Source organism: Actimicrobium antarcticum, assembly GCF_039536745.1.
Lineage (GTDB): Bacteria > Pseudomonadota > Gammaproteobacteria > Burkholderiales > Burkholderiaceae_D > Actimicrobium > Actimicrobium antarcticum.
The window spans coordinates 706,230-726,252 of sequence record NZ_BAAAZE010000008.1; the positions used below are offsets into that span (position 1 = coordinate 706,230).

Consider the following 20,023-nt stretch of genomic DNA (forward strand, 5'->3'; position numbering starts at 1 on the left):
CATCCCTACCGTTGAAAGAAGATTCATGGACGACAAAAAAGCCTTACCCGGTTCAGACAAGAGCAAGGCGCTAGCGGCAGCGCTGGCCCAGATCGAAAAACAGTTCGGCAAAGGTTCGGTCATGCGTATGGCCGATGGCGCCGTGGTCGAAGAAGTCCAGGTCGTATCGACCGGCTCGCTCGGTCTCGACATCGCCCTTGGTGTCGGTGGCCTGCCACGCGGCCGTGTGGTCGAAATTTACGGTCCGGAATCCTCCGGCAAGACCACCCTGACGTTGCAAACCATCGCCGAGATGCAAAAGCTCGGCGGCACCTGCGCCTTTATCGATGCCGAACATGCGCTCGATGTGGGCTACGCCCAAAAACTTGGCATCAACCTGTCGGACCTGCTGATTTCGCAGCCCGATACCGGCGAGCAGGCGCTCGAAATTACCGATGCACTGGTGCGTTCGGGTGCCGTTGACCTGATCGTCATCGACTCGGTCGCCGCCCTGACGCCACGCGCTGAAATCGAAGGCGACATGGGCGATTCGTTGCCTGGTTTGCAGGCACGACTGATGTCGCAAGCACTGCGCAAACTGACTGGGTCGATCAATCGCACCAACACACTGGTCATCTTCATCAACCAGATCCGGATGAAGATCGGTGTCATGTTCGGTAACCCCGAGACCACTACGGGCGGCAATGCATTGAAGTTCTATGCCTCGGTACGCCTGGATATCCGCCGCACCGGCTCGATCAAGTCCGGCGATGAAGTCATCGGCAATGAAACCAAGGTCAAGGTCGTCAAGAACAAGATCGCACCGCCATTTCGCGAAGCGCATTTCGACATTCTGTATGGCGAAGGCGTCTCCCGCGAAGGTGAAATCCTCGATCTCGGCGCAGAGGCCAAGATCGTCGAAAAAGCGGGTGCCTGGTACAGCTACAACGGCGAACGCATCGGCCAGGGCAAGGACAACGCACGCACTTTCCTGAAAGAGCGTCCGGAACTCGCCCGCGAGATCGAAAACAAGGTCCGTGTCTCGCTGGGTGTGCCGGAACTGGGTGCCATCAAGGCCGCCGAGCCTGCCGCCAAAAAGAAAGCAGCAGCCGATAAGGCCGCTGCCGACAGCAAGGACGTCGCGGCAGAATGATCGGCGCGGCTTGCGCTTGTCGGGGAGTGTGCCGGTGTGCTGATGTGCGCACCGCACAGCATCCCGACAAATTCATGCCCGCCGCGCACCGCTGATGGCCCGGCCGCAAGTCAGTCTGAAGGCGAGGGCGCTGCGCTATTTGTCGATGCGTGAACATAGCCGGCTGGAGCTGTCGCGCAAGTTGCAACGTCATGTGCAGGAAGGCGAGGACCTCGACGCCTTGCTTGACTGGCTGGAGAACGCCAAATTCCTGTCGCAAGCGCGTTTTTCGGAATCGTTGATTCACCGTCGTGCGGCGCGCTTCGGTAATAACCGGATCGTCTCCGAACTGCAAAGCCACGGCATTCAGGGCGAGGAACTGAGTGTCCTGAAAGGCAGATTGCAGACTGATGAAGTGGCGCGGGCGCGGGAGGTCTGGCTCCGGAAATTCGGAGAGCCACCGACAAGCGCTGCCGAGCGCGGCAAGCAAATGCGATTTTTGCAGCAACGCGGCTTTTCGCATCGGGCGATTCAGGCGGCAATGCGGTTGCGTGGCGATGAGGATGATTTTATGGCGGACGAGGAATGAGCTAGTTGTTTGGCTGTAGTTGTACGCTCACGCCGATCGTCCATTCGACTGTTTTCTAGTAAATCGCTGGCTACGGGTGTCTTCTACAAGCCGCTGGCGGTGCCGTTCTTGTCGCAATCTCGGGATGTGCGGCTTGGCCGCCAATGGACGATTCGAGTGCCCGCCATCGGGGACGGGTATCAACTACAGGTCCCAAGTACAGGTCCCAAGTACAGGTGTCGAGTCAGTATCAACCCAACTGAAGCCGGGTTCGAGATGACAATGACCGCCGCTCGAAAAGTTACGCAGCAAGGACGACGCACTCGTCCGTCAAGCATGTGCCGTATCGATTAGCGTTAAAAATAGTCCCTTTCCAGACAAGAACTGACGGTAATCAGTCCCAGTAGTTTCCTTTCCTGAAAATAATTCTTTGCCAACCATGAATCATGGTCGACGATTGTTTGCGTTCCGGCAGGTGAGAAGTTTTCCCGGCTGCCCAAAACTGTCTGCCAATTGACTATGCCGGTCCGCCAGATTGCCTGCAATCGGCGCTGCAGATGTGTAATACCAAATTGAGCTGTGCTACACTTTCCCGGTTTTTGCACTGCCGCATGAGCGGTTGTGAACGCAGAATCTGCTTTCACTGAACGCAAATGCGGCCTTCTTTTTTTATCGCCGCTCTTTCATGGCATTGGTCCGTATGCCCCTATCTCCGCCTGTTTCCCGTCGCGCTCTGAAGCACACTCGCTCCATCAAGGTCGAGGCGTTTGCTCGTGATGACGGGTTGTGGGACATCGATGCACAAATTACCGATATTAAAACCCGCGTCGTGACATTGGCTTCTGGCAGTCGTGACGCTGGCGAGCCCATTCATGACCTCAAGCTGCGTCTGACCATCGACCTCGCGTTCAATGTGGTGGCGGCCGAAGCCGTTTCCGACGCTGTACCGTACCCCGGATTTTGCGACACCATCGGCCCGGCCTACCAATCACTAGTCGGCCTGAACCTGCTAAAGGGGTTCAGACATGAACTCAAAGGCCGGGTCGCCGGCATCGCAGGGTGTTCGCACTTGACCGAGCTCGCCCAAATCCTGCCAACCGCAGCGATTCAGGCCTTTGCCGGCGATGTGATCGATACGCGCGACGGCGACAGCGCCAACCAGCATGAAAAACCTTTTCAACTCGACCGCTGCCACGCATTACGCACCGATGGTGTGGCGGTAGCGCAATATTATCCGCGATGGTCGATCAAAGTCGCGGACCCGTCTCAATCCAGTTAGTCAACCCAGCACTTTTACGATCAGCGTTTGAAGGGAAGCTCGCATGAAAATCCATGAGTATCAGGGCAAGGAAATCCTCCGCAAGTATGGCGTCACAGTTCCGCGCGGCATTCCGTGCAATTCCGTCGACGAGGCCGTGAAGGCAGCCGAGACACTCGGTGGCCCGGTCTGGGTGGTCAAAGCCCAGATTCATGCAGGTGGTCGCGGCAAGGGCGGCGGCGTCAAAGTGGCCAAGTCTCTTGAGCAAGTGCGCGAATACGCCACAGCCATCCTCGGCATGCAACTCGTCACGCATCAGACTGGTCCTGAAGGCCAGAAAGTGCGTCGCCTGCTGATCGAAGAAGGCGCCGACATCCAGAAAGAACTGTACGTCAGCCTGGTAACCGATCGTGTTACGCAGCGCGTGGTGCTGATGGCATCCAGCGAAGGCGGCATGGACATCGAAGAAGTCGCCGAAAGCCATCCTGAACTGCTGCATCATGTCGCGATCGATCCGTCGGTTGGCCTGACCGATGCCGAAGCCGATGCGATCTCTGCCAAGATTGGCGTGCCACCGGCCTCCATCGTCGACGCCCGCACCCAGTTGCAAGGCTTGTACAAGGCGTACTGGGAAACCGACGCATCGCTGGCCGAAATCAACCCGCTGATCCTGACCGGCTCCGGCAAGGTCATCGCGCTCGACGCGAAGTTCAACTTTGACGCCAATGCGCTGTATCGCCAGCCAGAAATCGTCGCCTTTCGCGATCTGGATGAAGAAGATCCGGCCGAAGTCGAAGCCTCAAAATTCGACCTCGCCTACATCTCGCTGGACGGTGATATCGGCTGCCTCGTCAACGGCGCCGGTCTGGCCATGGCCACGATGGACACCATCAAACTGTTCGGCGGCGAGCCAGCCAACTTTCTTGACGTCGGCGGCGGTGCCACCGCAGAAAAGGTCACCGAAGCCTTCAAGATCATGCTGAAGAATCCGGGGCTGAAAGCCATTCTGGTCAACATCTTCGGCGGCATCATGAAGTGCGACGTAATTGCCGAAGGCGTGATCGTTGCGTCCAAAGCCGTGTCCCTGAAAGTGCCGCTGGTCGTGCGCATGAAAGGTACCAACGAGGACCTGGGCAAGAAAATGCTCGCCGAGTCCGGCCTGCCGATCATTGCAGCCGACACGATGGAAGACGCCGCCCGCCAGGTTGTTGCTGCCGCCAAAGCGCACTAACCGCACGCCAAAATACGAGCTACTAGGAACAACCATGTCGATTCTGATCAATAAAGATACCAAAGTCGTAACCCAGGGAATTACCGGCAAGACCGGTCAATTCCACACGCGCATGTGCCGCGAATACGCCAATGGCGCGAACTGTTTCGTCGCCGGCGTCAATCCAAAGAAGGCCGGTGAAGACTTCGAAGGCATTCCGATTTTTGCCAGCGTCGCAGAAGCCAAAGCCAAGACGGGTGTCAACGTCTCGGTAATTTATGTTCCGCCAGCCGGCGCTGCTGCCGCGATCTGGGAAGCCGTCGAAGCCGAACTCGACCTGGCGATCTGCATTACCGAAGGCATTCCGGTACGTGACATGATGGCGCTGAAAGACCGCATGGCAAAGTCTGGCAGCAAGACCTTGCTGCTCGGACCAAACTGCCCTGGCCTGATTACGCCTGACGAAATCAAGATCGGCATCATGCCGGGCCATATCCACATGAAGGGCCGTATCGGTGTGGTCTCGCGTTCCGGCACGCTGACCTATGAAGCAGTGGGTCAACTGACGGCGCTGGGCCTGGGCCAATCGACCGCAGTCGGCATCGGCGGCGATCCGATAAATGGCTTGAAGCACATCGACATCATGAAGGCGTTCAACGACGATCCGGATACCGACGCGGTCATCATGATTGGTGAAATCGGCGGTCCTGACGAAGCCAACGCGGCTTACTGGATCAAAGACAACATGAAAAAACCGGTCGTCGGCTTCATCGCTGGCGTGACCGCGCCACCGGGCAAGCGCATGGGTCATGCTGGTGCGCTGATCTCCGGTGGTGCAGACACTGCGCAGGCCAAGCTGGAAATCATGGAAGCCTGCGGTATCACCGTCACCAGAAACCCGTCCGAAATGGCGCGTCTGCTGAAATCCATGTTGTAATCGACGACAAGCTGGATCGGTCGTCCTCGCGGCGACTCGCGGGGAGCTTCGGCTCCCCGCTGCTTTTTTGCATCTCCCTATTCGTTCGAGCGGACGTGATGGTCCGCTGACACCTGTTGAAAGACCATGGATTTTTTGCTTACCCTGAACTGGGTCGCTGTCGGCCAGATCATCCTGATCGACCTGCTGCTCGGTGGCGACAATGCGATCGTGATCGCGCTGGCCTGCCGCAACCTGCCTGCGCACCTGCGACTGAAGGGTATTTTATGGGGTACCGCCGGTGCAATTGCCATCAGGATCGTCCTGATCGGCTTCGCTGTAACCCTGTTGCAGGTGCCGTATCTGAAGCTGGCGGGCGGGCTGCTGTTGTTATGGATCGGTGTCAAACTCCTGTCCGACGAAGGTGGCGACCACAGTAAGCTGCCTGGCAGCGATCGTCTGGCCAGCGCCATCAAAACCATCATCATTGCCGATCTCGTCATGAGTATCGACAATGTGATCGCCGTGGCCAGTGCGGCCGGACAGGCCGCCGGCGAACACCAATTGCTGCTGGTCGTATTCGGTATTCTGGTCAGTGTGCCGATTGTCGTGTGGGGCAGCACGCTGGTGCTGAAACTGATGGAGCGGCTGCCGCTGATCATCACTTTTGGTGCCGGGCTGTTAGGCTACCTCGCCGGCGCCATGATATTTACGGATATCGCACTGGGGCCGTGGCTCGTGTCGGTATTGCCCGCACAAGCCCTGAGCCTGCAGTTGACAGGCGTGACGCTGAGCGTACCCGGGCTGGTCGGTGCCGTTGTTGTGGTCCTGACCGGAAAGACGCTGGCGCGACGCAATTCCCGCGCAGTGCCAGAACACTAAGTGCGCGTCCTGGCGTGTGGTTCCCTTGGAAAGGTGGAGCATGATGGTTAGAACCGGCTACTGTGGATTGGCTGACGCCACGATCGATGGCTAGTCTCCCGCCACTGGAGTTTGCGGTGCGTACCGACACTGGCCGGGTACGTCCGCATAACGAGGATGCGATCGCGCTCAGTCCGGACTTTGGCCTGCTGGTGCTGGCCGACGGCATGGGCGGATACAACGCCGGCGAAGTCGCCAGCAGCATCGCTACGTCGATCGTTCCGCAAGTCATCGAATCCCGGTTGCGGCTTCTGGCGGCCGCCCCGAGCGACTCCGCTCCGGAGGATTTTGGCGACTTGCTGATCGATGCCGTGTCCTACGCCAACCTGGCAATTCTGGATGCGGCGTTCGACGAACCTGCTTATGCGGGCATGGGGACCACGCTGGTCGTGGCGCTGTTTCAACGCGGTCAGCTCACGCTGGCACACGTCGGTGATTCACGGTGTTACCGGTTTCGGGACGAGGTACTAGAACAACTCACCCGCGATCACTCGCAATTGCAGGACCAGATCGACGCCGGCCTGATCAGTCCCGAGCTGGCCCAATTTGCTGAAAACAGAAACTTGATTACGCGCGCGGTGGGTATCGACGATGCCCTGGAAGTCGAGGTGCACACCTACCCGATCGCGCCAGACGACGTCTATTTGCTGTGCTCGGATGGCCTGTCGGACATGCTCACCGCACAACAGATCAGCGACATCCTGCACGCTTCCGGCCACAGCCTGCAAGAGGCTGCCGACAATCTGGTGACGAGCGCGAACGACTATGGCGGGAGTGACAATATTTCCGTTATGCTGGTTCGGGTGCAAGCAATGGGTACGGACAAAGGCGGGCTGATCGAGCGCATTCTGAACTGGATCACCTAGCCCAACAGTACGCCCATGTTCCAGCCAAGTGAACTGGTATCTGGGGGACAGCAAAATTGCCTAAGATCATAGTGTCAAAAGATGGCCAGGTGCTGCACGACGTCGTGCTGGCCGGTGAACGAACTACCATCGGTCGTGGACCGCAGAACGACATCGTGCTGGCGATGCGCTCGGTCAGTGCACGGCACGCGATGATCAGCATGCTCCGTCAGGAGTGTTTTGTCGAAGACCTCAACAGCACCAACGGCACGCAAGTCAACGGCCAGCCGATACGCAAGCATTGCCTGCAAAATAATGACGTGATCCGACTGGCCGGCTACGAGCTGCGCTACGACAGTACGGTCCCGCGCATGTCTGACCAGAGCCTCGCGGAGCCTGCGCCGGTTGCCAAATCCGAACTGTTCCACATCGATGCCTCAGTACCGCGTGGAGAAACCGCGATTGCCGGCGCCACTGCCAGTTCGCCAGCCCCGATGCCGGTGATCCGCATACTGACCGGTCCGGATGCAGGGAGAGAAGTCAACCTGACCAAGTCACTCACCACGATCGGATGTCCTGGTGTCCAGGTCGCAGTAATCACCCGGCGGCCACAAGGGTTTTTGATTACGCACGTCGAGGGAGATGTCTATCCCTTGGTCAATAGCATCTCGATCGGTGCCGGTGCGACTCCGATCGAGTCGGGGTGTGTGCTGGATTTGTCGGGGACTGAGATGATATTTTTGTTGCGTTAGCTCGGGGCGGGCAGCATCGGGCAGGGCGGAGTGACAAAAAAAGTGTTGCCTGACATTAATTGTCAGTTGTGGGTGATGGATGCAGTCACATTTTCTAGGATTTGTCTAAATTTTGTGTAGTTTTGTTGTAGTTGGGGCTGGCACACGGATTGCGAGGTAGTGATCAAGGCAGAAGCCTCTGCCCACTTCTCATAGGACAAATAAAATGAAAATGATCAAAAAAACACAGCAAGGCTTCACGCTGATTGAATTGATGATCGTGGTGGCGATTATTGGTATCTTGGCTGCCATTGCCCTGCCGCAATATTCAAACTATACCTCGCGTACCCGTGCCGCCGGTGCCGCCGCCGAACTGGAGAGCCTGAAAACTTCTATTGCCGAATGCTATCAGGCTGGCAACAGCACATTCACTAACTGCGCTACGATGGGAACCAACGGCATCGCCAATATGACAGCAACTACCAAATTCATCACAACCCTTCCAACTATTAGCTCTACGACTGGCGCGATCACCGTTGCCACGACAGGGGCGACGACCAATGCGGGTGTTGCATTGGCATACACTTTGACTCCAACAACCGGTGCTGGGCAGGCCAATATGGAATGGGCTGCAGGCACCTCGACGATTTGTGACGCCGTCCGGGGACTCAAGCCTGGTCAAGGTGGTTGCCCATAATCGTTGCAAAAAGATTCCGGCTCGCTTCGGTGAGCTGGGCGGCTTCCGGTCCTTCGTTTCGCGCTTTTAAATATTCTGCATGCTTTGCCAATTGACAGGTTTCGGAAAGCGGCAAGTCACGTAGACAAACGTTGAAAAATTAAGTTGCTAAGCAACTCGACCAGTGGCGAGCAAATGCCAAGTTACTGCTGGTCGAGTTCCTTGCAAACCACGAAATGCTGGCAAAAGACGTAGGCCACCTTCCGTTTCAGGCAAAGGCGTACGTCATGGCTGCCCGCTCAGGCGCGACTACGTATCGATCATTGCAATACTTCCCCTGCCCCTTGGTAGCCGCAAAGCACTCAGGCCACCCAATCCCCCGACCGCCCCCCGTGCTTCTCCAGCACCCGCACTCCGTCAATCACCATCCCCCGATCGACCGCCTTGCACATGTCATAGACGGTCAATAATCCAACCTGTACCGCGGCCAGCGCCTCGATCTCCACGCCAGTCTTCCCGAATGTTTCCACCTGCGCCGTACAGCTGATACTGCTGTTAGGCGCATCCACACTGAACTCCACCACCACCCGCGTCAATGCCAGCGGATGGCACAACGGAATCAGTTCGCTGGTGCGCTTGGTCGCCATGATTGCGGCAATCCGGGCAATCCCAAGCACATCGCCTTTCTTCGCGGTTCCCGACTGGATTAATGCCAGCGTTTCCGGTTTCATGCGAATCGTGCCGGTGGCGATGGCGACGCGGTGGGTTTCGGCTTTACTGCCGACATCGACCATGTGGGCTTGTCCGGTAGCGTCGAAATGGGTCAGTTCTGCATGCGGTGGTACGGGGTCTTGCGGCAGGGTGTGGTTCGTCATGAAGGTTCGAGAAAGCAGGGTGGACAGGGGCGGCGCGGCAGGCCGGTGAGCGGGTATCATAGCACCGTGAAATCATCCAATGACCGCATCCCGTTGCCCCGCGCCGGACCGTCCATCCTCCGGCTTTCCGGACGCTGCAGGCGGCGCGCCACCATCGTCGCGGTACTCGCGGCGCTGTTCTGTCCAGCGTCCTTCGGCGCCGCCACTCTGACCGACAACGTCAATTTGCCCAGTCTGGGCGATTCCGATCGGCAATCGCTGTCGCCGCTGACCGAGCGTAAGCTGGGCGAAACCATCATGCGCGATATCCGGCGCAATCCGGACTATCTCGACGACGCGCCCACGCTGGAATACATGAATGACTTCGGCAACCAGTTGCTGGCGGCGCGACCGGAAGCGCGCGGCGAGGCGAGTTTCGACTATTTCTTTTTTGTGGTGCGGGACCCGATGCTCAACGCCTTTGCGCTGCCCGGTGGTTTTATTGCCGCGCATTCGGCGTTGCTGCTGGCAGCGCAGAGCGAGTCCGAACTGGCGTCGGTGATCTCGCACGAAATCGGTCACGTGGCGCAACGCCATATCGCCCGCATGCTCGGTCAGCAAAAACAGGACATGCTCATTCCGCTGGCCGGCGTGATCCTGGCCGTGCTGGCCGCGCGTGCCAATCCGGATGCGTCGGCGGCGCTGGTAGTGGGGTCGGAAGGCGTGGCATTGCAGCGCCAGCTCAATTTCAGTCGCGATGCCGAACGCGAAGCCGATCGCGTGGGTTTGCAGATATTGCGCGATGCCGGCTTCGAGACGGCGGGTATGGTGGCTTTTTTCGGGCGCATGCAGACCGCGTCCAGCGGGTACTCCGAAGGCATTCCGGCGTATCTGCGCTCGCATCCGCTGACCACCGAACGCATCGCCGATATCCAGGCGCGCACGCGCGACCTGCGGTATCGCCAGCACGCCGATACGCTGGATTTCCAGTTGATTCGGGCCCGCGTGCGGGTCTTGCAGGATGATACGTCGCAGGGCTGGCGCGATGCCAGCGTCATCTATGCCGCGCAACTGCTGCAAAAAACCCGCACCCAAACCGTGGCCGGCAAATACGGTCTGTCGCTGGTCGCGTACCGGCGCGGCGACTACGCCAAAGCTCGCGGATTGCTGCAGGAAGCGCGCACCGCCCTGCACAGCGGTGCGCCGCGGGATGGCGGCGAAAGCAGCGTGCTGGATTATCTCGGTATCGACCTTCTGCTGGCGTCCGGCAAGACGGACGACGCCGTGACACTGGCCAATACGGCGCGCAACCGTTTTCCGCTGTCGCGCGGTCTGGCGCGGCGTTATGCCGACACCCTGCTGGCAGCCGGCCGCACCGACGATGCAATTGCCTACCTGCGTGACCAGATCCAGCTGTACCGCCAGGAATCAGAACTGCAGGAACAACTGGCCAAAGCCTATTCGGCCAAGGGCAAGCTGGTGCTGCAGCATCTGGCGCTGGCCGAAGCGTATGCGCTCGGCGGCAGTTTGCCGGCAGCGATGGACCAGTTGCGAATTGCCCGTGCCGCACCGGATGCCTCTTTTTATGACCAGGCGCTGGTGGATGCGCGGGAGCGCGATTTCGAGGCACGCTGGCGCGAGGAACTGGCGGACAGCAAGCGCAGCAAATAACGGCCAGCGGGTCGGCTGTCAGGTTGCCGCTTGCAGCTTCTCGAACGCCACCTGCACTTCCTGACAAATCCGCGCATAAATCGCGTCATCCAGGTTCAGTGCCTCCCATGCCGTGCGCGATACCGAAGGCATGATCTGATGGCCTTCTTCGGCGGACGCGATCTGATGCACCATGGCATTGGCAACATGCACGATCGCCGCCAGAAAACCGGCACCCGGACGGTCCGGCTCATGATGGCCGGCAATCGCCAGGCGCATCGTGTCCGAAAAATTCCAGTTCGCTGCCAGCAGGGCGCCCGCTTCGGCATGGTCCATGCCAAAAACCTGACGTTCTGCCTCCAGCATCGCGATGCCTTGTTCGGTATGCAGTTCGACGGCGCTCGCATAGTCCTGCGGAAAGCAGCTCACCAGCACCAACCGGCCAATGTCATGCAATAGCGCTGCCGTGCGGGCGTAGTCCTGGTTCAGGTTCAGGTGCAGCGCAAGAATGCCTGCTGCAATCGAGGTCGCAGTCGAGTGCTGCCAAAACAGGGCGTGATCGAATCCCTTGCACGCGCGTTCCGGAAAACAGCCACTCAGTGCGGCTTTGGTAATGAGCGTGCGCACATTGCGCATACCCAGCAAGGTGATGGCCTGCTGGATGGTCGTCACTTTGACGGCCGGCGCAAAATAGGACGAATTAGCGAGCGACAGCGTCTTTGCCGTCAACGCCATATCCTGCGCCACTTTGTTGGCCAGCACGCTGATGTCGACATTGTCCTCGTCGATGCTGTTGAGTAATTCCATCACGACAGCCGGAAGTGACGGCAGGTCTCGTACGTTCTTGATGACATCATCGCGTATCACTGTGGCCATCGTGTCCTACTCCTTGAAATCATTTGCGGGGTCCGCTTGCGGCCGCTGTACAAAACCGAAGTGGCCTGCCAGTTCATCACTGGCCAGTCGCCCCACCGGCAGCTGCTGGTCGCCATAGGCCAGTGTCAGTACCGTCGGTCCGGCCGGATCGTCCAGCCATGCCATCAGCGCCGCATCACCCGCAGGCGCACCGTCGATCTCCACATGCGTCAGGCAGCGTGCCAGATCGCGATCGTCGACCAGCGCCACGCGCTCGCCGGCTTGCACCAGTAGCTGGCCGGTATCGGTGAGCCAGGCTGCGTCAAGTTGCTCCAGTGTCTCGCCGGTTTGCAATACCAGTTTCAATGATGGAGCGCCATGCGCCTCGGTGTGTGCCACGGTGTGAGCTACAAACGGCGTCGCCTCCAGATTCACATACACCCGTTGCGGACCATTCTGAAAGTACCAGCGCCCCTGCGCATCGTGCAGATAATTGCGATTGATGAACCCCAGCAGCGCGACGTGAGCGATCTTGTCGCCGGGCTGGTCGTGATGCTGGGCGGCTTCATCGCGCATGCGCCAGTAGCCGCGCGCATCGAGGCCCAGCCAGCCATAGCAATGCGGCACGTTAGGCCATTTGACGAGGGATTGCTTGACGATGTCATCCATGAACCGGGCTCCGTTGCTGAAGAAATTTGACGATGCGGCGTGGCAGCCAGTCGAGTCGGCCGGGCAGGCTGCCGCTGGCGAAGCCGACATGGCCGCCGGTCTCCGGAAACTCCAGCACCACGCTGGCCGCCGCGCTGCCTGGCAAATGTCGCGGCGGCAGGAACGGGTCGTTGCGCGCATTGAGCACCAGCGCCGGCACGGTGATGTCACCCAGCACATGGCGGGCACTGGCGCGGTCCCAGTAATCCTCGGTATTGCGGTAACCGTGCAGCGGTGCCGTGACGAGATTGTCGAACTCGTACAGATCGCGCGCGGCCAATAATTTGTCGCGGTCGAACAGGCCCGGGAACTGCGCAAGCTTTTGCAGACACTTCGGTTTCAGGGTCTGCAGGAACATGCGGGTGTACAGCATGTTGAATCCTGACGACAGTGCCGCGCCGCCACCTGCCAGATCCAGCGGCGCCGAAATGGCGCAGGCCGCATCGACGATCTCGGCACCATGCTGCGACTCGCCCAGCCAGCGCAGCAGGGCATTGCCGCCAAGGGATACGCCGACGGCAAAAAATGCACTGGCCTGCGCCACCTCGGGGCCTGCCTTCAGGCGGCGCAGCACCCAGTCGAGTTCCTGCGCATCGCCGGAATGATAGAAGCGCGGTGCCAGATTCAGTTCACCCGAACAGCCGCGAAAATGCGGTACCGCACCGGACCAGCCCAGGCTGTGCAGATGCGCCATCAGCGCGCGGCAATAGTGACTGTCGGACGAACCTTCCAGCCCGTGGAACAGCACCACGAACGGCATGCCCGGCCGACCCGCGACGAAATCGATATCGACAAAATCACCATCCGGCGCGTCCCAGCGTTCGCGTCGATAAGCCACCACGGGCTTGTCGATGCACTTGGCCGGATACACCGTTTGCAGATGTCCGCCGGGTAGCCAGCGGGGAGCGTGGTAATGCATAAGTGCGATCTTTCTGCCGTTCCAAAACGACCAGGTCAGGAGCGGTTCAGTGCAACGTCGTTGAATCCGGAATGGCTGCCACCGGTGGCTTGCCCGGCGCGATCGAGGCATGATGCACCGCGATGCGCCAGCCCAGCGGAGTCTTCAGGTACACATTGGTGGCGATGATGTGCAGGTCCTGCGTGATGTCGCCGCTGCGCATTTGTTCGAGCACGCTATGGGTGGCGGCCATCAGGTTTTGCATCACATGCAGTTGCACCGGATGGATGTGCACGCCACCGTGTTCGAACACGGCTTGCCACGAGGCGCGGATTGCCGCATGGCCGATCAGGCGCGGCGCACCCGGATGAATGCAGGTGATTTCTTCGTCATCGGCCCACAGTGCCATCAACGCGTCGAGGTCGGCGCGACCGAGTGCATCATAAAAGGCGGCTTCGGTGTCATCCGGCGTGCCTCCTAATTGTTTTTTGCGAGACATGGTGGCTCCGTGGTGTTCAGGGAATGTGTGGCGCAGGCAGTCAGTGCGCGTGCACTGCTTCGCCCGGTCGCATCTGGTATTCGGTGCCACAGTACGGACATTTGGCGTGGCCGTTGGTGCCCATGTCAAGAAAGACGCGCGGATGCGATGACCAGACCGGCATCGCGTCGTTCGGGCAATGGGCGGGCAAATCCATGGCGCCGAGTTCGACGGGGGCAGAGGGTGACTTCAAATTGCTCATGGCGATGTTCCAGCTTTGTCAGGGAAGAAAAGCCTGATTTTAGCGGATTCGGCATCGCCAAAAAGTTCGACTGTAAAATGAGCGGTTAATCACTGCACCACCATTGCACCGTACCCATGCTCAACGCCGAAACCGCCTCTGGCCATCAATCCGCCGCCGTCCTCGAAAAACGCGCTTTCTCCGATGCCTTCAAGATCAGTGGCGCGACCATGCCGGGTATCTTTGCCTGGGGCATGGTGTCCGGCATGGCGATGGTCAAATCCGGGCTGACCCTGTGGCAGGCGCTGGGCATGTCGTTCTTCGTGTTTGCCGGCTCGGCCCAATTGGCGGCGTTGCCTCTGATTGCCGCGAATGCGCCGGAGTGGGTGGTCTTTGTCACTGCGCTGGTGGTGAACTTGCGCTTCGTGATTTTTGCAGCGGCGATCGGGCCGCATTTTGCGCATTTGCCGTGGCATCGGCGGCTCTGGTACGGCTACTTCAATGCCGACATCACGATGGGGTTTTTTCCGCGCCGGTTTCCTTCCGAAACCTTGCATCAGCCGGCCGGCAAGGTCGGCTATTTCACCGGAATCTGCTACCCGAACTGGTGTGCCTGGCAAAGCGGGGCGTTGATCGGCATCCTGCTGGCAAGCCAGATACCGGAAAGCTGGGGCATCGGTTTTGCCGGCACGCTGGCGCTGCTGGCGGTGATGATTCCGATGACCGTCAATCTTGCCGCGCTCGGTGGCGTGCTGGTCGCCGGTGTGGTCGCGATTCTGGCGGCGCATGTGCCGTACCGGCTCGGCTTGCTGGTGGCGGTACTGGCCGGCATGGCAGTTGCCATGCTGATTGATCGCCTGATGGACAAACACCTGCCGGGGAAGAACTGAATGACCACGACCGAAATCTGGATCACGATTGCGCTGCTCACGCTGGCCACGATCGTGACACGCAGTTCCTTCTTTTTACTGGGTCATGCAGTCAAGCTGCCCGAGCGCTTGCAGCATGCCTTGCGCTACGCCCCGGCCGCCGCGATGGCCGCCATCGTCGCGCCGGACCTGGTGATGGTCGGTGGCGCGGTGGATCTGCACTGGACCAATCCGCGCCTGCTGGCCGGGATCGGCGCGGTGGTTTTTTTCCTGCTGACCAAACACATGCTGGGCACTATCGTCATCGGGATGGCCCTTTATACGGCACTGCGGCTGATTATGTAGGTTGTCCGACTACTACCGGAAAAACGCCGGGCAGGCCTACTGGCTGGGTTAAAATGTCGCCTCTTTCAACGTAGGTATCGGGGTTTTGGCTATGCAATTCAATCGACTCAGCGACCTGATCGCCGACAACCAGCTGCGTGGCAAGCGCGTCTTCATTCGCGCCGATCTGAATGTGCCGCAGGACGATGCCGGCAACATCACCGAAGACACCCGCATCCGTGCCTCGGTGCCGGCGATTCGCCAGGCGCTCGATGCCGGCGCTGCCGTGATGGTGACCTCGCATCTGGGTCGTCCGACCGAAGGCACATTCACACCAAAAGATTCCCTCGCACCGATTGCCGTGCGCCTCGCCGAATTGCTCGGCCAGCCGGTCGCGCTGCGCCAGGACTGGATCGATGGCGTCGATGTCGCGCCAGGCCAGGTTGTGCTGCTCGAAAACTGCCGCGTCAATCTCGGCGAAAAAAAGAACGACGACGTCCTCGCGAAAAAAATGGCCGCGCTCTGCGACATCTATGTCAATGACGCGTTCGGCACGGCCCATCGCGCCGAAGCCACCACGCACGGCATCGCCCGCTACGCTCCGGTCGCTTGCGCCGGCCCGTTGCTGGCCGCTGAACTCGATGCACTGGGCAAGGCGCTGCATGCGCCAGCCCGGCCGCTGGTGGCGATCGTGGCTGGCTCCAAAGTCTCGTCCAAACTCTCGATTCTGAAAGCTCTGGCGGCCAAGGTCGACCAGCTGATCGTCGGCGGCGGGATTGCCAACACCTTCATGCTGGCCGCTGGCCTGAAGATCGGCAAATCGCTGGCCGAAGCCGATCTGGTGGCCGAAGCCAAAGAGATCATGGCAATGATGAGCGCCCGCGGTGCCTCGGTGCCGATCCCGACCGATGTGGTTTGTGCCAAGGAATTTTCTGCCACGGCCACCGCCACGGTCAAACTGGTCGCCGACGTCGAAGACGACGACATGATCCTGGATATCGGGCCGCAAACCGCCGCACTGCTGGCCGTGCAGATTGCCAAATCTGGTACCGTGGTCTGGAATGGCCCGGTCGGCGTGTTCGAATTCGACCAGTTCGGTCATGGCACCAAAACCCTGGCGCTGGCCATTGCCGACGCCGCAGCGTTTTCGATTGCCGGCGGTGGCGATACGCTGGCTGCGATTGCGAAGTACGGCATCAGTGACCGTATCGACTACATTTCCACCGGCGGTGGCGCGTTTCTGGAATTTCTCGAAGGCCAGACCTTGCCGGCGGTTGCCGTGCTGGAGCAACGTGCTGCCGGCTAACTGGCCCCAGTAAAAACCGCGACGCTTCAGCCTGAAGCGCCGCGACATTTTCACAAGGAAAACCGCATGTCGTTGTCACGCGCTACCAAAATTGTTGCCACCATCGGACCGGCCTCCAGCGACCTCGATACGCTGACACGGATGATCAGGGCCGGTGTCAATGTAGTGCGGCTGAATTTTTCGCATGGCAAGGCGCAGGACCACATCGACCGAGCGGCGATGGTGCGTCAGGCCGCAGCCGACTGCGGACGCGAAATCGCCATCATGGCCGACCTGCAGGGCCCCAAAATCCGCGTCGGCAAATTCGAGCATGGCAAGATCGAGCTAGTCAAAGGTGCCCACTTCATCCTCGATGCAGCCTGCCAGCTGGGCAATCAGGAAGTTGTCGGTCTGGACTATCGCGAGTTGCCGCGCGACCTGCGTGCCAACGATGTGTTGTTGCTCAATGATGGCCTGATCGTGCTGATCGTCGACAAGATCGTTGGCAGCGCGATTCACACCACGGTGCGTATCGGCGGCGAACTGTCGAACAACAAGGGTATCAATCGTCAGGGCGGCGGCCTGTCGGCGCCAGCACTGACCGGCAAGGACATGGAAGACATCAAGACCGCGATGAGCATCCAGGCCGATTACGTCGCGGTATCGTTCCCGAAAAGTGCCACCGACATGGTGCTGGCGCGTCACCTGGCCAACATCGCCGGAGAAGAATTCGGTCACAAGCCACTGATGATTGCCAAAATCGAGCGGGCCGAAGCGATTCCGGTCCTGCAGGAAATCCTCGATGCCTCCGATGGCATCATGGTCGCGCGTGGCGACCTGGCCGTCGAAGTCGGCAATGCGGCCGTACCGGCGCTGCAAAAGCGCATGATCAAGATGGCCCGCGCCTCCAATAAACTGGCCATCACCGCGACCCAGATGATGGAGTCGATGATCGTCAATGCGGTGCCAACCCGTGCCGAAGTCTCCGACGTGGCCAACGCAGTGCTGGATGGCACCGATGCCGTGATGACCTCGGCCGAAACCGCGTCCGGCCGCTATCCGGTCGAGACGGTCGAGGCGATGGATGCGATCTGCATCGAGGCCGAAAAGTCCGAAGACTACAAGCTCGACGCCGACTTTCTGAATGTCACCTTCACACGTATCGACCAGTCGATTGCCTACGGTGCGCTGTTCACCGCGTATCATCTGCGCGTGAAAGCCATCGTGGCGCTGACCGAGTCGGGCTCGACCCCGCTGTGGATGAGCCGGCACAACATCGATATTCCGATTTTTGCGATGACGCCCAGCGTGGCGACCCAGCGCAAGGCCGCGCTGTACCGCAATGTCCGGCCGTTCCAGCTGGATCAGTCCACCGAGTCCGATGACGTTGTGAAGAACGCCCAGGAGTTGTTGCTTGCCAAAGGCGTCGTCCAGAAAGGTGACATGATCGTCGTCACCTGGGGCGAGCCGATGGGGCAGGCCGGCGGCACCAATGCGCTGAAGATCATGAAGATCGGCGACAACTGATAATTGACAACTGACATCTGAATTCACCTAGCTCTGGAGTTACACCATGCCACTCGTCTCAATGCGTCAACTGCTCGATCATGCTGCTGAAAATGGCTACGGCCTGCCGGCATTCAACGTCAACAACCTCGAACAGGTCCTCGCGATCATGGGCGCGGCCGATGCGGTCAATTCGCCGGTCATCATGCAGGCCTCGGCCGGCGCCCGCAAATATGCTGGCGAGCCCTTCCTGCGTCACCTGATCGAAGCGGCCATCGAAGCCTATCCGCACATACCGATCGTGATGCACCAGGATCATGGTCAGTCGCCAGCGGTCTGCATGACGGCGATCCGCTCCGGATTTTCGTCGGTGATGATGGATGGCTCGCTCAATGAAGACGGCAAATCGGTCGCCAGTTACGAATACAACGTCGAAGTCTCACGCAAGGTGGTCGATTTCTCGCATGCCATTGGTGTCACGGTCGAAGCCGAACTGGGCGTGCTCGGTTCACTCGAAACGATGATGGGCGACAAGGAAGATGGCCACGGTGCCGATGGCAAGATGACCCGCGAGCAATTGCTGACCGATGTCGCGCAGGCTGCCGACTTCGTCCATCTGACCCAGTGCGATGCACTGGCCATCGCGATTGGTACCTCGCACGGCGCGTACAAGTTTTCACGCAAGCCGACGGGCGACATCCTGGCCATCGACCGCATCAAGGAAATCCATGCACGCATCCCGAACACGCATCTGGTGATGCATGGTTCGTCGTCGGTGCCGCAAGAGTTGCTGGCCGAGATACGTGAATTCGGTGGCGACATGAAAGAGACCTATGGCGTGCCTGTCGAAGAAATCCAGGAAGGCATCAAGCACGGCGTGCGCAAGATCAATATCGATACCGATATCCGCCTCGCCATGACCGGTGCGATCCGCCGTTACCTGTTCGAGAATCCGTCCAAGTTCGATCCGCGTGATTATCTGAAGCCAGCCCGCGAAGCGGCGATGCTGGTGGCCAAGGCGCGTTTCCTGTCGTTCGGTTGCGAAGGCCAGGCGTCGAAAATCACGCCACTGTCGCTCGAAAAAATGGCGACCAAGTACAAGCAGGGCGACCTCAAGCAGATCGTTCAGTAATCCGCATTACGTCCTTTTACGGACAACTTATTGGGCACCTTTTCGGCCGGCGCTGCGCATGCATCCCCGGCCGGATTTCATGGAAAAAGCATATGAACAGTCTGTATCAATCCGACATTCCTTCCTTGCCGCTGCTGGGCCGCGGCAAGGTCCGTGACAACTACGCGGTGGGCGACGACCGCATCCTGATCGTTACCACCGATCGCCTGTCGGCGTTCGACGTGGTGATGAACGAAGCGATTCCCGCCAAGGGTCGCGTGCTCAACCAGATGTCGAATTTCTGGTTCGACAAGCTGGCCGCGATCGTACCGAACCACCTCACCGGCGTGACGCCGGAAAGCGTCGTGCATCCGACTGAAGTCGATCAGGTACGCGGTCGTGCGGTCGTGGCCAAGCGGCTGCAGCCGATCATGGTCGAGGCTGTCGTGCGCGGTTACCTGATTGGCTCCGGCTGGAAGGATTACCAGGCCACCGGTGCCGTCTGTGGCGTGGCATTGCCGGCAGGATTGCGCCAGGCCGACAAGCTGGCAGCACCGATCTTTACGCCAGCGGCCAAGGCCGAGATGGGCGAACACGACGAGAACATTAGTTTCGCTGACATGGAACAACGCATCGGTGCCGAACTGGCTGCCAAAATGCGTGATGTCAGCATCCAGTTGTATCAGGCCGCTGCCGACTTCGCCGCCACGCGCGGCATCATCATCGCCGACACCAAGTTCGAATTCGGACTGGATGATGCGGGCACGATGTATCTGATGGATGAAGTGCTGACGGCTGACTCGTCGCGTTTCTGGCCAGCTGATTCGTATGCACCCGGCATGTCGCCGCCATCGTTCGACAAGCAGTTCGTGCGCGACTATCTGGAAACGCTCGACTGGCCCAAGACCGCACCGGCGCCGAACCTGCCGGCGGATGTGGTGGAAAAAACCGGTGCCAAATACCGTGAAGCGCTGGAGCGCCTGACCGGCGGCACGCTGGAGGACTGAG

The 20,023-nt window shown here is 59.6% G+C and carries 22 protein-coding genes; 16 read left to right on the top strand and 6 right to left on the bottom strand.

Annotated features, from left to right (window positions below):
• Nucleotides 1-25: 25 nt before the first annotated feature.
• The 9 genes from recA (at nucleotide 26) to ABD720_RS11175 (ending at nucleotide 8,257) form a co-directional block, all read left to right on the top strand.
• Entirely contained in the window at nucleotides 26-1,132 is a 1,107-nt protein-coding gene (gene recA / locus ABD720_RS11135) for a recombinase RecA (RefSeq protein WP_344763357.1), read from the top strand.
• 94 nt (nucleotides 1,133-1,226) lie between these two features.
• The gene (recX, locus tag ABD720_RS11140) at nucleotides 1,227-1,700 is read left to right on the top strand and encodes a recombination regulator RecX (protein ID WP_344763358.1); all 474 of its coding nucleotides are present in this window, start codon (nucleotides 1,227-1,229) and stop codon (nucleotides 1,698-1,700) included.
• Nucleotides 1,701-2,379: 679 nt separating this feature from the next.
• A complete protein-coding gene (locus ABD720_RS11145; RefSeq protein ID WP_344763359.1) occupies nucleotides 2,380-2,958 on the top strand; it encodes a DUF2889 domain-containing protein in 579 nt (192 codons plus the stop codon).
• A gap of 43 nt (nucleotides 2,959-3,001) precedes the next feature.
• Nucleotides 3,002-4,168, top strand: coding sequence for an ADP-forming succinate--CoA ligase subunit beta (gene sucC, locus ABD720_RS11150; RefSeq protein ID WP_344763360.1), 1,167 nt, complete (start codon nucleotides 3,002-3,004; stop codon nucleotides 4,166-4,168).
• 34 nt (nucleotides 4,169-4,202) lie between these two features.
• The gene (sucD, locus tag ABD720_RS11155; RefSeq protein WP_344763361.1) at nucleotides 4,203-5,084 is read left to right on the top strand and encodes a succinate--CoA ligase subunit alpha; all 882 of its coding nucleotides are present in this window, start codon (nucleotides 4,203-4,205) and stop codon (nucleotides 5,082-5,084) included.
• Between the two features lie 126 nt (nucleotides 5,085-5,210).
• Nucleotides 5,211-5,945, top strand: a complete 735-nt coding sequence (locus ABD720_RS11160; RefSeq protein WP_344763362.1) for a TerC family protein — start codon at nucleotides 5,211-5,213, stop codon at nucleotides 5,943-5,945.
• Between the two features lie 86 nt (nucleotides 5,946-6,031).
• Nucleotides 6,032-6,850 (top strand): Stp1/IreP family PP2C-type Ser/Thr phosphatase, encoded by an 819-nt coding sequence (locus tag ABD720_RS11165; RefSeq protein ID WP_344763363.1) that lies wholly within the window; start codon nucleotides 6,032-6,034, stop codon nucleotides 6,848-6,850.
• A 56-nt stretch (nucleotides 6,851-6,906) separates the two neighbouring features.
• Nucleotides 6,907-7,581 carry an FHA domain-containing protein gene (locus tag ABD720_RS11170; RefSeq protein WP_344763364.1) on the top strand — a complete coding sequence of 225 codons (675 nt, stop codon included), beginning with the start codon at nucleotides 6,907-6,909 and terminating at the stop codon, nucleotides 7,579-7,581.
• Nucleotides 7,582-7,786: 205 nt separating this feature from the next.
• Nucleotides 7,787-8,257: a pilin gene (locus ABD720_RS11175; protein WP_344763365.1), complete on the top strand. Its 471-nt coding sequence runs from the start codon at nucleotides 7,787-7,789 to the stop codon at nucleotides 8,255-8,257.
• 341 nt (nucleotides 8,258-8,598) lie between these two features.
• On the opposite strand, the gene moaC is transcribed toward ABD720_RS11175, so the two are convergent.
• Complete coding sequence (gene moaC, locus ABD720_RS11180) at nucleotides 8,599-9,111, bottom strand: cyclic pyranopterin monophosphate synthase MoaC (protein WP_344763366.1); 513 nt, start codon at nucleotides 9,109-9,111, stop codon at nucleotides 8,599-8,601.
• Nucleotides 9,112-9,177: 66 nt separating this feature from the next.
• Here moaC and ABD720_RS11185 point away from each other — a divergent pair, with 66 nt between their 5' ends.
• A complete protein-coding gene (locus ABD720_RS11185; protein ID WP_425547966.1) occupies nucleotides 9,178-10,761 on the top strand; it encodes a M48 family metalloprotease in 1,584 nt (527 codons plus the stop codon).
• A gap of 18 nt (nucleotides 10,762-10,779) precedes the next feature.
• Here the strand turns inward: ABD720_RS11185 and ABD720_RS11190 are convergent, their stop codons facing one another.
• Genes ABD720_RS11190 through ABD720_RS11210 form a run of 5 tightly spaced genes read right to left on the bottom strand, consistent with a single transcriptional unit; the run spans nucleotide 10,780 to nucleotide 13,941 of the window.
• On the bottom strand, nucleotides 10,780-11,616 hold the full coding sequence (locus ABD720_RS11190) for an HDOD domain-containing protein (protein ID WP_344763367.1): 837 nt from the start codon (nucleotides 11,614-11,616) through the stop codon (nucleotides 10,780-10,782).
• Between the two features lie 6 nt (nucleotides 11,617-11,622).
• Nucleotides 11,623-12,264 (bottom strand): DUF2946 family protein, encoded by a 642-nt coding sequence (locus ABD720_RS11195; protein WP_344763368.1) that lies wholly within the window; start codon nucleotides 12,262-12,264, stop codon nucleotides 11,623-11,625.
• Complete coding sequence (locus tag ABD720_RS11200; protein ID WP_344763369.1) at nucleotides 12,257-13,222, bottom strand: YheT family hydrolase; 966 nt, start codon at nucleotides 13,220-13,222, stop codon at nucleotides 12,257-12,259. Before ABD720_RS11200 ends, ABD720_RS11195 begins: the two co-directional genes overlap by 8 nt.
• 46 nt (nucleotides 13,223-13,268) lie before the next feature.
• Nucleotides 13,269-13,700, bottom strand: coding sequence for a YybH family protein (locus ABD720_RS11205; RefSeq protein ID WP_344763370.1), 432 nt, complete (start codon nucleotides 13,698-13,700; stop codon nucleotides 13,269-13,271).
• A 40-nt stretch (nucleotides 13,701-13,740) separates the two neighbouring features.
• On the bottom strand, nucleotides 13,741-13,941 hold the full coding sequence (locus tag ABD720_RS11210; RefSeq protein WP_344763371.1) for a zinc-finger domain-containing protein: 201 nt from the start codon (nucleotides 13,939-13,941) through the stop codon (nucleotides 13,741-13,743).
• 116 nt (nucleotides 13,942-14,057) lie between these two features.
• On the opposite strand from ABD720_RS11210, the gene ABD720_RS11215 reads away from it, so the two are divergent.
• The 6 genes from ABD720_RS11215 (at nucleotide 14,058) to ABD720_RS11240 (ending at nucleotide 20,022) form a co-directional block, all read left to right on the top strand.
• Complete coding sequence (locus ABD720_RS11215) at nucleotides 14,058-14,810, top strand: AzlC family ABC transporter permease (RefSeq protein WP_344763372.1); 753 nt, start codon at nucleotides 14,058-14,060, stop codon at nucleotides 14,808-14,810.
• On the top strand, nucleotides 14,811-15,134 hold the full coding sequence (locus ABD720_RS11220) for an AzlD domain-containing protein (protein WP_344763373.1): 324 nt from the start codon (nucleotides 14,811-14,813) through the stop codon (nucleotides 15,132-15,134).
• A 91-nt stretch (nucleotides 15,135-15,225) separates the two neighbouring features.
• Complete coding sequence (locus ABD720_RS11225) at nucleotides 15,226-16,419, top strand: phosphoglycerate kinase (RefSeq protein WP_344763374.1); 1,194 nt, start codon at nucleotides 15,226-15,228, stop codon at nucleotides 16,417-16,419.
• A 72-nt stretch (nucleotides 16,420-16,491) separates the two neighbouring features.
• Nucleotides 16,492-17,925, top strand: a complete 1,434-nt coding sequence (pyk, locus tag ABD720_RS11230; protein WP_344763686.1) for a pyruvate kinase — start codon at nucleotides 16,492-16,494, stop codon at nucleotides 17,923-17,925.
• A 46-nt stretch (nucleotides 17,926-17,971) separates the two neighbouring features.
• Complete coding sequence (gene fba / locus ABD720_RS11235; protein ID WP_344763375.1) at nucleotides 17,972-19,036, top strand: class II fructose-bisphosphate aldolase; 1,065 nt, start codon at nucleotides 17,972-17,974, stop codon at nucleotides 19,034-19,036.
• A 92-nt stretch (nucleotides 19,037-19,128) separates the two neighbouring features.
• Nucleotides 19,129-20,022 (top strand): phosphoribosylaminoimidazolesuccinocarboxamide synthase, encoded by an 894-nt coding sequence (locus ABD720_RS11240; protein ID WP_344763376.1) that lies wholly within the window; start codon nucleotides 19,129-19,131, stop codon nucleotides 20,020-20,022.
• Nucleotide 20,023 lies beyond the last annotated feature (1 nt).

What these genes read in the sequence shown, in the direction of transcription:
- recA (WP_344763357.1), top strand. Translation starts at nt 26, where the DNA reads ATGGACGACAAAAAAGCCTTACCCGGTTCAGACAAGAGCAAGGCGCTA.
- recX (WP_344763358.1), top strand. Translation starts at nt 1,227, where the DNA reads ATGGCCCGGCCGCAAGTCAGTCTGAAGGCGAGGGCGCTGCGCTATTTG.
- ABD720_RS11145 (WP_344763359.1), top strand. Translation starts at nt 2,380, where the DNA reads ATGCCCCTATCTCCGCCTGTTTCCCGTCGCGCTCTGAAGCACACTCGC.
- sucC (WP_344763360.1), top strand. Translation starts at nt 3,002, where the DNA reads ATGAAAATCCATGAGTATCAGGGCAAGGAAATCCTCCGCAAGTATGGC.
- sucD (WP_344763361.1), top strand. Translation starts at nt 4,203, where the DNA reads ATGTCGATTCTGATCAATAAAGATACCAAAGTCGTAACCCAGGGAATT.
- ABD720_RS11160 (WP_344763362.1), top strand. Translation starts at nt 5,211, where the DNA reads ATGGATTTTTTGCTTACCCTGAACTGGGTCGCTGTCGGCCAGATCATC.
- ABD720_RS11165 (WP_344763363.1), top strand. Translation starts at nt 6,032, where the DNA reads ATGGCTAGTCTCCCGCCACTGGAGTTTGCGGTGCGTACCGACACTGGC.
- ABD720_RS11175 (WP_344763365.1), top strand. Translation starts at nt 7,787, where the DNA reads ATGAAAATGATCAAAAAAACACAGCAAGGCTTCACGCTGATTGAATTG.
- moaC (WP_344763366.1), bottom strand. Translation starts at nt 9,111, where the DNA reads ATGACGAACCACACCCTGCCGCAAGACCCCGTACCACCGCATGCAGAA.
- ABD720_RS11190 (WP_344763367.1), bottom strand. Translation starts at nt 11,616, where the DNA reads ATGGCCACAGTGATACGCGATGATGTCATCAAGAACGTACGAGACCTG.
- ABD720_RS11195 (WP_344763368.1), bottom strand. Translation starts at nt 12,264, where the DNA reads ATGGATGACATCGTCAAGCAATCCCTCGTCAAATGGCCTAACGTGCCG.
- ABD720_RS11200 (WP_344763369.1), bottom strand. Translation starts at nt 13,222, where the DNA reads ATGCATTACCACGCTCCCCGCTGGCTACCCGGCGGACATCTGCAAACG.
- ABD720_RS11205 (WP_344763370.1), bottom strand. Translation starts at nt 13,700, where the DNA reads ATGTCTCGCAAAAAACAATTAGGAGGCACGCCGGATGACACCGAAGCC.
- ABD720_RS11210 (WP_344763371.1), bottom strand. Translation starts at nt 13,941, where the DNA reads ATGAGCAATTTGAAGTCACCCTCTGCCCCCGTCGAACTCGGCGCCATG.
- ABD720_RS11215 (WP_344763372.1), top strand. Translation starts at nt 14,058, where the DNA reads ATGCTCAACGCCGAAACCGCCTCTGGCCATCAATCCGCCGCCGTCCTC.
- ABD720_RS11220 (WP_344763373.1), top strand. Translation starts at nt 14,811, where the DNA reads ATGACCACGACCGAAATCTGGATCACGATTGCGCTGCTCACGCTGGCC.
- ABD720_RS11225 (WP_344763374.1), top strand. Translation starts at nt 15,226, where the DNA reads ATGCAATTCAATCGACTCAGCGACCTGATCGCCGACAACCAGCTGCGT.
- fba (WP_344763375.1), top strand. Translation starts at nt 17,972, where the DNA reads ATGCCACTCGTCTCAATGCGTCAACTGCTCGATCATGCTGCTGAAAAT.
- ABD720_RS11240 (WP_344763376.1), top strand. Translation starts at nt 19,129, where the DNA reads ATGAACAGTCTGTATCAATCCGACATTCCTTCCTTGCCGCTGCTGGGC.